Genomic DNA, 14,030 nt, shown 5'->3' on the forward strand with positions numbered 1-14,030 from the left:
TATGAATACAACAAATTATCCTTATTCTTTCCAGAGCAACAGCTTCCAGTCACCCCAGACCGGGACCACAGTCATCATTACCGGTGCTGTACATGGCAATGAAACCTGTGGCACTGAAGCTATCTGGCGTGTGATTGCCGAACTGGAGACGGGTCACCTGCAATTGATTTCTGGTCGTGTGACCCTGGTGCCGGTATGTAACCCACTGGCTTACCAACTGGGACAACGCGAAGGGGAACGTAACCTGAATCGTCGCCTGATACCAACGGATGACATCAGGGAATTTGAAGATCATGTAGCAAACTGGTTATGTCCCTTGCTTGCCCAGCACGAAGTCTTACTCGATCTGCACTCATTTCGCAGTCAAGGGGAAGCTTTTGTGTTGATTGGGCCTGAAAATAACCGTGGCCCCCTTGAATCTTTCAGTTACGCCAAACATGAACTGGCCATGGCCATGCGTCTGGGCGTGCACCGGTTGGTAGATGGCTGGCTGAGCACCTATGCACGCGGCGTGCAGCGCCGCCAGCAAAGGCTTTCCCATGATGCTGACGCCAAAGCATTGGCGAACGCGAATACCCAGTTTGGGGTTGGCACTACAGAATATATGCGCTCTGTCGGTGGATATGCGATGACACTGGAATGTGGCCAGCATCTTGACCCAAAGGCACCCGAAGTCGCCTATCAGGCTATCGTCAATAGCTTGCGTCATCTGGGTGTGATTGCAGGCCCGGCGCCCGAATCTGTGACACAGATGGAAGCATTGAGAATCTATGATGTCATCGATAAATTCCATGTGGATGACCGCTTTGTGCGTGAGTGGCGCAGTTTTGACAAATTGAAACAGGGTGATCTGATTGCCACCAGGGCAGATGGCAGCGAACTCAGGGCTGATCAGGATGGCCGCATCATCTTCCCCGATGCCGGAGCCAGTCCAGGCGAAGAATGGTTTTACCTGACCATGGCGAACCCGCGTCTGGCCAGTTTGTCAGAGGTTGGTGCATGAGTTCCCGCTTGTTTTCAATCCCGGTTTTGCTGCTGTCGCTGTCTGTGGTCAGCGTTGTTTCATCAGTGTACGCTGCTCCGGCCACACCTGTCGTCGAAAAAGTATTGAGGGTACTGGTGACAACGCCCGAAAGTGCCCTGGACCCGGCTGTGGCGTCAGATGTGCCTTCTGTCAGCATCAACGAGAATATTTTCGAGCCCATGCTGCGCTATGATTATCTGGCGCGGCCACTCAAACTTAAACCGAATACCTTGAAAGCCATGCCCGAAGTGACAGATGAGGGCAAGACTTACACATTGCATTTGCAGCCGGGTATTTTCTTCACACCCGACCCGGCATTCAAAGGAAAACAGCGTGAATTGACGGCGGATGATTATAGCTACAGCATCAAACGCCTGTACGATCCCACCGTCAAATCACCATGGCTCTTCATGTTTGAAGGAAAGTTATTGGGAGATGAAAAACTGCGTCCAACCAAAGATGGCAAGGGGCAGGAATTCAATTTGCAGACCAGCATCACCGGCTTACAGGCGCTGGATCGTTACACCTTGCGCATACGCCTGAATGCGCCAGACAGCAATTTCCTGTTTATTCTGGCGACCACTGCCACTGGTGCAGTAGCCAGGGAAGTGGTTGAGGCTTACCCCAGCCAGGTTGGCAACCATCCCATAGGTACCGGGCCATTTATGCTGGGACAATGGCAGCGCAGTTTCCGGATAGAATTACTGGCAAACCCGAAGTACCGCAAAGTGGTTTTCAATGACCAGGGTAACGATGATGCCTCCCGCAAGATTGCGGCTGATCTGGCCGGGCAGACCCTGCCCCGCGTCAGCAAGGTTGAAATCAAAGTCATGGAAGAACAACAGTCCCGTGTGCTGGGATTTCTGAACCATGAATTTGATTATTTGGAACAGGTGCCGCCTCCCTTGTCGAACATGGTGCTGGACGATGGCAAACTGAAACCTGCGCTGCAACAACAGGGCGTGCGCCTGTCTCTGTTCACCCCCTTGCAAACCTATTACATGTGGATGAACATGGAAGATCCGGTCATAGGTGGTTATACCCCGGAAAAAATCGCTCTGCGTCGTGCGATTGCACTTGGTTATGACAGCCGTGAAGATATCGCCCTCATGGAAAAGGGCCTGGCCATACAGGCGCAATCACCCCTGCCGCCAAATGTGCTGGGTTACGATCCTGCCTATAAAAGCCCGGTGCAATATGATTTGAAACTGGCGAATGCCTTGCTGGATAGATTTGGCTACAAGCGTGGTGCCGACCATTACCGCAGTCTGCCAGATGGCCAACCTCTGCAATTGCAGATGCATACACTGGCCAGCACGACAGGGCGCTTGCGTGATGAAGTCTGGCGCAAGAATCTGGATGCACTTGGCATCCATGTCAGCTTCAAGACGGATAAACATTCTGAAATCATCCGGGCTGCGCGCCTGGGCAAGGTGCAGATGACTGAAGCTAACTGGATAGCTGATTTCCCTGATGCCGAGAATTTCTACCAACTCTTGTATGGCCCCAATGCCGGACGTGCCAACTATGCACGTTTTAATTTACCGGCTTTCAACAAGCTGTATGAGCAGGCAATACGTATCAGCGATTCGCCAGAACGCACTGCCATGTACCGGCAGATGGCACAACTTATGCATGCTTACACGCCCTGGGTGACACGCATACACCCGGTAACTGCCGATTTATCACAAGCCTGGTTACAAAACTACTATCGGCATCCGGTAGACTTTACCAATTGGCGTTATCTGGATATTGATGTGGCAGCACGTAACAAGGTGCTTAAATAACAGATGTAAATAGAAATGGGACGACAGCAGGAAATGCATGAAAATGATTATTCCTTCTGGTTATATGTTATCGGTAAGTTTTCATTGGCAGGGGCGGGGGACTATCCTTATGCTGCCAGTATGAAAAACTCTGTTGTATGGAGCCTTTGTGCGTTGTGAACTCATTGCTGATCACCCGGATTTTTGCCGGCTCGATTCCGTAGAAGGTATCGTCATTGATTTGCGTTATGTTGGCGCCGACAATTTTGTCGGTCGCGATTTGTATGGCGATCTCGATTGTAGTTGGCTGCACAGGGAAGCTGCACAGGCTCTGCAGTCAGCTGTTGACTGGCTGCGCGAACATTACCCTGCCTATCGTATTCTGGTACTGGATGCCTTGCGGCCACACCGTGTTCAGGAAATGCTGTGGCAACATCTGGATGGCACAGCCCTGCGCATGTATGTGGCTGATCCGGCGCGTGGTTCCATCCATTCTTTTGGCATGGCTGTCGATGCCACTTTGATCGATGAGAATGGCAAGGAACTGGATATGGGTAGCGGTTTTGATGCCCTTGAAGAAAAATCCCATCCTGCGTTGGAACAAAAAATGCTGGCAGATGGGCAATTGAGCCAACATCAACTCGATCAACGCAATATCTTGCGGCAGGCGATGTACCACGGCGGCTATCGCGGCATTAACAGTGAATGGTGGCATTTCAATTGTGGCGACCCGGTGGTCGTGCGCCAGACTTATCTGCGCATAGATTGATATGCTAGTTGTGACGCCAATGGGCTGTACAGGCAACAGGCTGTTGCAGCGAATGGCAACCGGTATTTCTGTCGCCGCACTGTTTTTGCAATGTTGGATGGGTGTTGCCATGGCACAGACTCCAACTTCTATGCAGGACAAACTGGACAGGCAGGTGACAGAGCGCCTGGCCGCAGTTGTGTCTGATCCCGAACTGCCACTGGCCGGACTGTCGGTGCTGGCTATCAGGAACCGCAAGATCGTTTACCAGCAACAGTTTGGTTATCGCTATTTCGACCACGATAGTCCCGCCAGTAATCTGACGGTGGATGCGCAAACCCTTTTCCGGGTGGCGTCAGTATCCAAGATGGTCGCAGCTATTGGTGCGATGCGCCTGGTCGAGCAAGGCAAGCTGGATCTGGACGCCGATATCAGTGGCTACCTGGGGTATACGGTCAGGAATCCGCATTTTCCTGATGCAGTGATCACCACCCGCATGCTGCTTAGCCACGCCTCTTCCCTGCGTGATGACGGCGGCTATAATTTTCCTGCCGATGTGAGCATGCAAAGTTTTCTGTTGCCTGCTGGCGCGCATTTTGATCGTGGCTTGCAGTGGGCCAGCCCAACCCAGGCACAGGCTGGTGAGAATTTCGCACCTGGAAAATACTTCCACTATGTGAATCTCAACTGGGGTGTTCTGGGTTGCATCATGGAAGCCGTTAGTGGTCAGCGCTTTGATGTGTTCATGCGTGACGCGGTCTTGCGCCCATTGGGTGTGACAGGTGCTTATCATCCTGAGCTGTTGTCAGTGGATGAGTTGTCGAGACTTGCCGTGCTATATCGCAAGCAGGAAAATGAAGTCTGGAACCTGCAAGGCCCGTGGGTAGCGCAGACCGACGATTTCCGCACCAGGCCGTTGATCAAGAGATCGATGGACAATTATGTACCCGGCACCAATGCTACTTTGTCCAGCCCGCAAGGCGGCTTACGAATTGATGTGCCGGGCCTGGCCCACATCATGCTGATGTTGATGAATGAAGGTGAGGTGGATGGTAAGCGTTTCCTGCAACCAGCCAGTGTTCGTGCGCTGCTCAGTGAACAGTGGCATTACGATAAAAATGCCCGCAATGGGGATGATTACCATGGCCTGTTCCAGTCATGGGGTTTGGGCTTTCAGCGGTTTAGCGATGTCAGCGCCCCTAACTACGGTGACAGGTTGGTACCGCATGTGCAAGGGAAACCGGTATTCAGAGCAGTAGGGCATCTGGGTTTTGCCTACGGTTTGCAATCCGGCTTCATGTTCGATCCTGCAACGCGGAATGGCATGATTTATGTCATCAATGGAGTGGCTGCTGATCCCGAAAAAAATCCGGGCAGGTATTCCAGTCTCAGCTTGTGGGAAGAACAGATAATGACGGCTTTGTATCGTCTTTTCTGATTGATGTGAATCAAAAAACTAAGAGGTGCGGGCAATAAATTCCGCGCCCGCCTCTTTAATGGATTCCACAAAAGCACGTGCAGAACGTGACAGCGGGGTGGATTTCACTGTCAGCAAATATAAATCCACCGGCACATTTGGCGACAATGGGCGACACTGTACTTTGCTGTGATCCGATGTCGCTGCAGTGAATGGGTCAATGACTGCAGCACCGGCGCCCAGTTCCACCAAAGTCCTTGCCAGCAGATAGGTCTGCACTACCGTGTAGGATGTGAAACTCAGACCCTGTTCTTCGCAGGCATCCATGACACGGCTGACCAGGTGATCATCCAAATCCAGCGCGATCAGGTTCTTTGGCAAGTCACTGACTGGCAAGGCAGTGTTGTCGAGTTGCCTGGACCAGGTGCCTATGGGGGCAATGGCGGTCATGCAGCCACGTATCAGCGGTTCAGATGCAATATTCGGGTGGCAGGGGTCATACAGGGACAGGGCAAAGTCTACGTCACCCAGCAAAAGGGCGTTGACGATTTCGCTGGTATGGTGGGTCGCCAATGTGCAGTGAACATTGGCAAATTTCTTGCGCCATGCCGCCAGTGCCGCAGGCACAACGGTAATCGATAAGGTTGGCGTTGATGCCAGGCGCACCGCTTCGTCAGGGTGGTTTTTCAGATTACTGGCCAGCCGTCGTACTGATTGCAGATCACGGTTCAGACGGTCCACTTCGGTGAACAGTTTGTGTGCTTCCGGTGTTGGATGCAATTTACCCTTGATGCGTTCAAACAGCTTTAAGCCCAGTTGAATTTCGCAATGCTGCAAGACCTTGGTCGCTGCCGGTTGTGAAATATTCAGCAGTTGTGCAGCGCCACTGATCGTGCCTGCTTGCATGATGGCGTGGAAAACTTCTATGTGGCGCAGTCGCATGATTCAACCTGTGTGACAAAAGACGAACTAAATTGTAACGCGTTGCCAGCGTTGCTGTGCTTACTTTTGCAGTACCAGCAAGGCGCGCCGCAAATCGTCTCCGCATTCTGCCAATCTGATGCTGGCGGTCGCGACGCTGATATTGCTCAAAATGGCAAGAATGGCTATCTTCACATGAAAGTCACATTCTTCCAGCACGCGACGACAAAAGGCTTCGTCACGGCCAGTCGCATGCATGGTCAGGCTGACTGTGCGTCGCAATAGTTTGACATTGGTCGGTTTGACATCCACCATCAGATTGCCATATACCTTGTGCAATCTCACCATCAACGCAGTAGAAAAACTGTTGAGTGCCACCTTTTGCGAGGTACCTGCCTTTAGCCTGGTACTGCCTGAGATAACCTCATTGCCGGTATCGAGAGTGATGCCGATGTCGGCTGCACTGGTGATTGGTGCATCCGGATTGTTTGCAAAACTGATGGTCAGTGCACCGGTGGCACGTGCAGCCTGCAATGCGCCCAGTACATACGGAGTGCCACCAGACGCTGCAATCAGTAATACCACGTCATTTACGGTCAGTGCCAGTTCGCGAATTTCGCTGGCCCCCTGTTCTGCATCATCTTCTGCCCCTTCAACTGCCATAAACATGGCTTGTTTGCCACCAGCCAGCAGAGACAGCGCACGCTCGTTTGGCCAGGAGAAGGTGGGCAACAATTCCACACCGTCCAGCACACCCAGGCGACCGGAAGTGCCTGCACCCACATACACCAGCCGGCCACCGGCCAGTATGCGCGGGGCAGCCGCATCCACTGCGGTGGCAATACGGGCAGCTGCCTGGCGGACGGCCCGTATGGCATTGAACTGGTCGTCGATCAGGACATGCAACAATTCTTCGGTGGGATACAGGTCCAGATCGGTATGGTTACTGCTGGGAGTTTCAGTATTCAGCATGATGTTCTTTCTTGTGCTTTGACACTAGCATGCAACATGCAAGTATGCACTCATTCCCATAACTTATAGGTTAGGAACAAAGTGCACAAATGAAAGCTCATGGTTGGTCTATAACTTCAAGTAATGCATTGAAGTAGAAGAATTATTTGCTGGCAGCTTTTGTTCAGTTTATGCTCAGTTTCTATTCATGGAGAGATGAGAAATGCTTACACTTCGTCGTCAAGATTTCGTCACCCTGGTCATGATTCTGACGTTGATGTCAGCGCTGCTTTTGGCTGGCTGCCAGTCAATCTGGTTTCACCCAGCCGATACGCGACATCAGTTGATCATTTCTGTGCCTGAACAAAGAATGCATGTGTTGGAAGATGGCAAGGAAATCGCCAGCTATTTAATATCTACGGCCAAACGTGGCGTAGGTGACTTGCCTGACAGTTACATGACCCCGGGTGGTCGCATGGAGGTGGCTGAGAAAATTGGGGATGGCGTACCTTTGGGTAGCGTTTTCAAAGACCGCAAGCCAACCGGTGAGATTGTGGCCGCCGATGCGCCTGGCCGCGACCCCGTCGTCACACGCATCTTCTGGCTGCGCGGGCTGGAAGAGCGAAATCGCAATGCCTATCCCCGCTTTATCTATATTCATGGCACACCGCAAGAAAGCCTGTTGGGAACGCCCGCCAGTTTTGGCTGCATACGCATGCGCTCAGTCGACATCGCCGAGTTATATAAGCGTGTTGGTGCTGGTGCACAGGTCGAAGTCATAGAGACAGACTTTGTTGCAAGCATGCCGTAATCGTGCCATAAGCAGGCGCATCGTTTGACCTTACAATTTGATGACAAATTGCATACATTTTCTGGCTGACTTGTTTTTTTGATCTGTGTATGATCGCCGTGTATTGATCACGGAGAAAAACAATGCATGCAAAAAAAAGCCATCCTGGCCTGATCTCTTGTTTCAGTCTTGCCGCTTTCTTCTGTCTGGCTGCTTGTGGTGGTAGTGGCACGACAGTGTCCACCACACAGGCCACCAGTAATCCACAGGCTGTCAATACTGCCAAATCCAGTCTGGCAAGAAATCCGGCTCCCGTTGCCAGCGATGCCGATATCGCTGCTGTCGTTGCAGGGAATACTGAATTTGCGTTGAAAGCCTTGCCTCTGCTGGACGCTAGTGGCGATAGTAATCTGGTGTTTTCTCCTTATAGCATTACCCAGGCGCTGGCGATGACTTCTGCCGGTGCGAAGGGAGAAACCTTGACCGGGATGGCGCAAGCCCTGGCTTTCCAGCTGCCGCAAAATCGCTTATTTCCGGCATTGAACCGGCTGGATTTACAATTGGCTGCAAAGACTAGTGCCGTCGGCAATACAAGTGCACAATTACCGAACCTGAATATTGCCAATGCATTGTGGGCGCAACAGGGTTACAGCTTGCAGTCAGCTTACCTGGATGCGCTTAGCGTTAATTTTGGGGCAGCAGTAAATTTGCTGGATTTCATAAAAGCACCTGAGGCATCCCGTCTCAGCATCAATAGCTGGGTGGAACAACAGACCCAACAGAAAATCAAGAACTTGCTGGGACCAAATGATGTTTCATCAAATACCCGGGTAGTGCTGACGAATGCCATCTGGTTTAAATCCGATTGGGCTACGCCGTTCACCGCAGAAAAGACCAGTAACCAGAATTTCATCGACCGCAAGGGCAATACACTCAGCTTGCCTTTCATGTCACAAAACATTCACTTGCCTTATGTACATGGCAAGACCTATCAGGCGGTCGAGTTGCCGTATGTGGATAACAAGTTGAGCATGCTGCTGATCATGCCGGATACCGGCAAGTTTGACGGTTTTGTCCAAAGCCTGAATAGCACCACGGTTAACGAGATCAGTACTGCGCTGAAGGAACAGTATGTGGCACTGAGCCTGCCAAAATTCAATTTCAGTTCTGCGGCAACGTTGACAGATGTGCTGGGCAAACTTGGAATGAGCGTCGCTTTTGATCCCAGCAAAGCCGATTTTTCCGGGATGACGGGTAATCGCGATTTATCTGTATCGGCCATTGTGCACAAGGCCTTTATCAACGTCGATGAAAAGGGAACTGAAGCTGCAGCGGCTACCGGTGTGGTGGTCGGGATCACCAGTGTTCCTGTTGATATACCCATCAAGGTGACACTTGATCATCCTTTTTTATTCATGATACGTGACCGCCAGACGGGCTTGATCATCTTCTTTGGCAAGCTCATGAATCCAGCTGGCAATTAGAAAAGCAGGCGTAAAAAATCCCCTGATGTTTTTTGACATAAGGGGATTTTTTATTTGCCAGGCAATTACTTGAACTTGTAATTTGCCAGCAAGGTGAAAGAACGGCCGCGCGGATCTGCTACGCGTGGTTCCCATGAACTGCCTGCACCGGTATTGCTGTCATAGGTGATGGCAAATGGTGGATCGGTGTTGAAGATGTTCTTCAAGCCTGCTGTCAGTGTCAGGTTTTTGATGCCGCTATACGTCAGACTCATGTTGTAGGTGGTATAGGCTTTGACATCCGGATTGTAGTTCGAAGGTGTGACCAGACCACTTTGCACGCCCGGCAATACCTGATCCTTATAACCGGCACGATAAATCTGTGTCAGCATTCCTGTCCAGTTACCTTGGGTATAGGTGACAAAGGCAGTGTGCTTCCATCTCAGGCCAAGATCGCCAGTGAACGTGAATCTGCCGACTTCGCTGGCACCATAAGGTGCGTTAGCCATGGGGCGGGATTTTTTCTCCAGCAAATAAGAACCATCAAGGCCTGCGGTCCAGATGCCATTCAATATTGCACCATTTGCCTTGGCACCCACTTCCACACCACGGGTGATGCTGGAACCGGCATTCACCCAACGCTGATCGATGAAGGTCAGATTGCCATTACCGTCACGGATGAACTGCGCTTTGAACAGTTCATAGTTTTGCAACATGGTAGTCAGGTCGATGGAGGTAATGGTATTTTCCTTGCGGATTTCCCATATGTCGGCATTCGCGCTGAAATTGGTACTTGGTGCCCAGACTACCCCCATCGTGCCTTGCTTGGCGGTTTCTGGCCCCAGATTGCTCTTGCCACCGGTCAGGGTATCTGGCGTGATGGATGAGCAACCAGGTTTTGTGCTGTCGACTTTCAGTGACGGGCAAGTGGCTGGATCAACCAGATCCTTGCCTGAATAAGGTGAATCGGTCACGCCGTTAAACAACTGGTTAAACGATGGTGCGCGGAAGCCCGTGTTATACGACCCACGGAATAACAAGCTATCTGTTGGCGTATAACGGATGGCGATTTTGGGGTTGAAGGTACTACCGAAACCCGAATAGTGATCCTGGCGGCCTGCGACAGTCACTTCCAGTGTTTTCAGTACGGGCACCAATACCTCAAAGTATACTGCACGGATATCACGACTGACATTGGGTAGCGCGTTGGCATCATCAAATGGTGCATTCAGAATGGCAGGGCGCGCGTTGGAAACACGGGCGTCGCCATTGAATGCATATTCTTCTTTACGCAAATCCATACCTACAGCGGCCATGACAGCACCAGCTGGTAATTGCCATACTTCACCTGACAAAGCTGCATCTGCCTGTGTCAGCGTGGTTTTACCGCCATATAGGGTGACACCGGCAGCAGAAGTGCTGTTGATCAGGTCAATTGCTGCTTGTGACTGTTTTTCGCCTGGTTTGAGGAAAGGATTGATGATTCCGGTTCCCAATGCATTCGCCAGGGCAACGGTGTAGTTATAGCCTGTGCCCAGTTTGGATTCGGATTCGCTATAGGCGCGGGATACACCAACGCGATAGTCCCATTTACCGATCTGACCATCAGCACCTAATTGCAGGCGGGCTGCTTCAGTTTTTGTAGTGATTTCACGGTTGCCGCATTCCATACAACGCCAGCGGTAAGCGATGGGGGCACCACGATTTGCTTCTATGCTGGGAAATACAGCAACAATGGCATTGAATACATCGTTATAGGCGGAACCCGTGCTGGGGTAAAACGATGATGCGGGGAAATTGCTTCCAGGTGAAACCTGATTGGGGGAGAAGCGCTTGGCGACTTCTACCTGCGAGCCGACTGCTTCGGCAAATAGCTGATGATCGCCAAATTTGAAGGTAGCACGTCCGACAAAGTTATCGTTTTTTACCGGCTGTTGCAGCACAGCGGCCCGGCCAGTGTCCCAGGCGCAGGCATACTTGGAAGAGGCAACGTCCCATAACTTGTAGTCATAGGCAGCCATGCCGTCAACAGCACCACAACCTGCTCCACCTGGCAGGTTCAGTACATTGATGGCACTCATCACCTGTGTCGTACCAGGCAGGACCGGGCCGTTATTACTCTTGTTACTGAGTATGGTGTTGGCCAATGAGGTGGCAAATACGGTGGCGTTCGGCGTGCCACGGGTGTCTACCGACAAACCGCGATTTGGCTGGAAAGTATTGACGAAATCGCGCTGGTCGCCACGCAGGGCATCGTTTTCGCTATGGGTTGCGGTAAGCAGGACGTTGTAATTATCTTTTTCGAGATCACCAAAACCACCAACGACAGAAACACGCTTGATATTGCCGCCACCTTGTTGTGTCACATCGGTGAACGCCTGTGCTTCCAGTCCACTATAGTTCTTGCGCAAGATGAAGTTGATGACACCACCGATGGCGTCAGTACCGTAAATTGCCGATGCGCCATCTTTCAGGACTTCAATTCTTTCAACCGCTGCCATAGGGATGGAGTTCAAATCAACTGCCGAACCCTTCATGCCATGGGTGGCGATGCGTCTGCCGTTCAGCAGTACCAGGGTGCTATCAGCACCTTGGCCACGCAGGTTGGCAGACGTGGCGCCATTATTGCCACGTTGCGCGCCAGAAGTGACATCGGCATTACTGGCCAGATTGTCAGACCCGTTACCATTGATGTTCAGGTTGGCAATAAACTGCTCGGCTGTCACGATACCTGCTGCTTCAAGTTGCTTGCGGGTAATAATCTCGATTGGCACTGCGCCTTCAACCGCGATACGCTTGATGCTACTGCCGGTAATTTCAATTCTTTGCGGCACTTCTGCAGGTTTTTCCTGCGCCAGCACCCATCCGCTGCTGCCGGCTGAGATGCCTGTCAGGGCTATGCACCGGGCTATGGTCTTTAACTTCACTGGTCTCTCCTTGAGGTCAAACTACATTGATTTTTAAGCTGAATTGAAGGCAATTCCGATGAAATACGATCAGAATTGATATAAATATTTATTGATGTATTCCAGACTAGGGTTTCGTGGTTGCTGGTGACAAATGAAAATTTCATGACGGGCGATAACCAAAAGATATGGGGTTTGGGTAGTCCGTCAGACTCCCCAAGCACAGCGCTGATTTTGCTCAGTTCATGAGCGACGATGCTTATAAAAAAGTGCATGACACGACTTACAGGGCGTATCTAAAAACCACACTTTGATATCTGTTTTTTGTCAGGTGCTGGAAAATCAAGAGAGTCGGATAGGGGATTGCACCCCGACCCAGCCAGAGTTGGCCAGGCCCGGTAGAAGCTTGGTTGCTGTGGACTTTAAGGCAGGTTATAACTGGAACGCATGCTTTCCTGACCAGTACGGCTGACAGCCGATACAGTAATCTGTTTGATGGCACCGGATTGCGGATCATCTGATAAATCCAGCCGCGTGCTCTGGGCTGGCACGACACTGAACAGCCACTGCTGGCCAGTACGTTTCCAGATTGCCAGCAGGCGGGTATTTGCCGGGTCAGGGACGGATACTTGCAGCGACTTCCTGTCCTCGCTTAATTCCAGCACAGGGCTACCTGGCAATTTCTTGTCGAGCCAGGGGCTGGCCGGTATCAATGCCTGGGATGTGTATTTCTCGGTGGCCAGACGCTTACGTATGTCCTTGCGATTCTGGTTCAATGCCGCCATGCTGAAATGCACGTGACCATTTCCACCTCTTTCGCGCGTGGCGTCCACCTGGTTCAGAATTTCATCTGCCATCCAGGACTTGTCGCTATTGTCGATGCGGCTGGTATACAGGCCAGGCCAGACATGGCGGCCCATGACATTCTGTTCCAGCCAGTAATCATGCAAGACCTTGAAGGCCTGTGGCCCCTGGCCTATGGGCCAGTACAGTTGTGGGGCCAGGTAATCCAGCCAGCCATTTGCCAGCCACAGTTCTACATCTGCATACAGTTTATCGTATTGGCTAAAGCCACTGATGCCTGCAGGCAGTCTGTCCGGACGACCTATGCCAAAGGGGCTGACACCAAATTTGACCCAGGGTTTTTCCTGATGAACGCGCAGGTTGACGGTTTCTACCAGGTGATTCACATTGCTACGCCGCCAGTCGGCCCGTGCCATGCGCCCGCCGGATTGCAGATAGGCAAGCCATGAAGGGTCATCCGGAAAATCCACTTCATTGCCATTTGCTGTCTTGATGGGGTAAGGGTAGAAATAATCATCAATGTGGATGCCATCGACGTCATAGCGGTGAACGACGTCCAGTATCACGTTCAGGGTTTGCTGCATGGCGACTGGTTCACCCGGGTCCATCCATTGCAGGTCGCCGTAGGTCTTGATGGCTTGTGGAGCAATGCGGCTGATATGGTTGCTGGCCATCACGCTTCTGGATTGTGCAGTCCGGGCACGATAGGGGTTGAACCAGGCATGTAGTTCCAATCCACGGGCGTGGGCCTGTTCCACCCAGAATTGCAGCGGGTCGTAATATGGTTGCGGGGGCTTGCCCTGTTCGCCGGTCAGGAATTCTGACCAGGGTTCGATGTTGGATGGATAAATAGCATCGGCAGCCGGGCGCACCTGCAAGACGATGGCATTGAGTTTCAATTGCACCGCATTGTCGAGGATGGCGATGGCTTCTGCTTTTTGTTTGTCGCTATTCAGGTCGCGTCGGGAAGGCCAGTCTATATTCGCCACGGTTGATACCCAGACCGCCCGGAACTCACGAGGTAATGGCGGTGCCTCACGTGGCATCACCGGAAAATTAACCGGAGCATTTTGAGGAACGATAGTCAGGTCAGTTTTATTACCCTTGACAGTGGCAGTTGGTTTTACTGTTGTGGTGCTACAGGCTACTAGCGTGGCAGCCATAACGGTCGCCATACTTGCTGCTAACAGTGGAAGCCTGATCTTTTTAAGGAAAGAGGTAGTCAAGGTAAAATTCTGAA

Annotated in this window: 10 protein-coding genes; 6 read left to right on the forward strand and 4 right to left on the reverse strand. The window is 51.7% G+C overall.

Features of this window, described 5'->3' with window-relative positions:
• The first annotated feature begins 1 nt into the window (after position 1).
• The 4 genes from AC1RVX_RS22250 (at position 2) to AC1RVX_RS22265 (ending at position 4,976) form a co-directional block, all read left to right on the forward strand.
• On the forward strand, positions 2–1,003 hold the full coding sequence (locus AC1RVX_RS22250; RefSeq protein ID WP_493218763.1) for a succinylglutamate desuccinylase/aspartoacylase family protein: 1,002 nt from the start codon (positions 2–4) through the stop codon (positions 1,001–1,003).
• Positions 1,000–2,811 (forward strand): ABC transporter substrate-binding protein, encoded by a 1,812-nt coding sequence (locus AC1RVX_RS22255; RefSeq protein WP_493218764.1) that lies wholly within the window; start codon positions 1,000–1,002, stop codon positions 2,809–2,811. The genes AC1RVX_RS22250 and AC1RVX_RS22255 overlap by 4 nt, the downstream gene beginning before the upstream one ends.
• 148 nt (positions 2,812–2,959) lie before the next feature.
• Positions 2,960–3,559, forward strand: coding sequence for a M15 family metallopeptidase (locus AC1RVX_RS22260; RefSeq protein WP_493218765.1), 600 nt, complete (start codon positions 2,960–2,962; stop codon positions 3,557–3,559).
• A gap of 109 nt (positions 3,560–3,668) precedes the next feature.
• The gene (locus AC1RVX_RS22265) at positions 3,669–4,976 is read left to right on the forward strand and encodes a serine hydrolase domain-containing protein (RefSeq protein ID WP_493218766.1); all 1,308 of its coding nucleotides are present in this window, start codon (positions 3,669–3,671) and stop codon (positions 4,974–4,976) included.
• Between the two features lie 18 nt (positions 4,977–4,994).
• Here AC1RVX_RS22265 and AC1RVX_RS22270 read toward each other — a convergent pair whose 3' ends face one another.
• Positions 4,995–5,897: a LysR family transcriptional regulator gene (locus AC1RVX_RS22270; protein ID WP_493218767.1), complete on the reverse strand. Its 903-nt coding sequence runs from the start codon at positions 5,895–5,897 to the stop codon at positions 4,995–4,997.
• A gap of 60 nt (positions 5,898–5,957) precedes the next feature.
• Complete coding sequence (locus tag AC1RVX_RS22275; RefSeq protein WP_493218768.1) at positions 5,958–6,848, reverse strand: N-acetylmuramic acid 6-phosphate etherase; 891 nt, start codon at positions 6,846–6,848, stop codon at positions 5,958–5,960.
• A 202-nt stretch (positions 6,849–7,050) separates the two neighbouring features.
• On the opposite strand from AC1RVX_RS22275, the gene AC1RVX_RS22280 reads away from it, so the two are divergent.
• Entirely contained in the window at positions 7,051–7,638 is a 588-nt protein-coding gene (locus AC1RVX_RS22280) for a L,D-transpeptidase family protein (protein ID WP_493218769.1), read from the forward strand.
• 122 nt (positions 7,639–7,760) lie between these two features.
• The gene (locus AC1RVX_RS22285; RefSeq protein ID WP_493218770.1) at positions 7,761–9,101 is read left to right on the forward strand and encodes a serpin family protein; all 1,341 of its coding nucleotides are present in this window, start codon (positions 7,761–7,763) and stop codon (positions 9,099–9,101) included.
• A gap of 65 nt (positions 9,102–9,166) precedes the next feature.
• Here AC1RVX_RS22285 and AC1RVX_RS22290 read toward each other — a convergent pair whose 3' ends face one another.
• Both AC1RVX_RS22290 and AC1RVX_RS22295 read right to left on the reverse strand, forming a co-directional pair.
• Positions 9,167–12,007 carry a TonB-dependent receptor domain-containing protein gene (locus tag AC1RVX_RS22290; protein ID WP_493218771.1) on the reverse strand — a complete coding sequence of 947 codons (2,841 nt, stop codon included), beginning with the start codon at positions 12,005–12,007 and terminating at the stop codon, positions 9,167–9,169.
• A 401-nt stretch (positions 12,008–12,408) separates the two neighbouring features.
• Entirely contained in the window at positions 12,409–13,965 is a 1,557-nt protein-coding gene (locus AC1RVX_RS22295; RefSeq protein ID WP_493218772.1) for a glycoside hydrolase family 10-like protein, read from the reverse strand.
• Positions 13,966–14,030: the final 65 nt, after the last annotated feature.

This window comes from Undibacterium sp. GW821-FHT11B02 (genome assembly GCF_058808955.1).

What these genes read in the sequence shown, in the direction of transcription:
- AC1RVX_RS22255 (WP_493218764.1), top strand. Translation starts at nt 1,000, where the DNA reads ATGAGTTCCCGCTTGTTTTCAATCCCGGTTTTGCTGCTGTCGCTGTCT.
- AC1RVX_RS22280 (WP_493218769.1), top strand. Translation starts at nt 7,051, where the DNA reads ATGCTTACACTTCGTCGTCAAGATTTCGTCACCCTGGTCATGATTCTG.
- AC1RVX_RS22285 (WP_493218770.1), top strand. Translation starts at nt 7,761, where the DNA reads ATGCATGCAAAAAAAAGCCATCCTGGCCTGATCTCTTGTTTCAGTCTT.
- AC1RVX_RS22295 (WP_493218772.1), bottom strand. Translation starts at nt 13,965, where the DNA reads ATGGCGACCGTTATGGCTGCCACGCTAGTAGCCTGTAGCACCACAACA.
- AC1RVX_RS22270 (WP_493218767.1), bottom strand. Translation starts at nt 5,897, where the DNA reads ATGCGACTGCGCCACATAGAAGTTTTCCACGCCATCATGCAAGCAGGC.
- AC1RVX_RS22250 (WP_493218763.1), top strand. Translation starts at nt 2, where the DNA reads ATGAATACAACAAATTATCCTTATTCTTTCCAGAGCAACAGCTTCCAG.
- AC1RVX_RS22275 (WP_493218768.1), bottom strand. Translation starts at nt 6,848, where the DNA reads ATGCTGAATACTGAAACTCCCAGCAGTAACCATACCGATCTGGACCTG.
- AC1RVX_RS22265 (WP_493218766.1), top strand. Translation starts at nt 3,669, where the DNA reads ATGGCACAGACTCCAACTTCTATGCAGGACAAACTGGACAGGCAGGTG.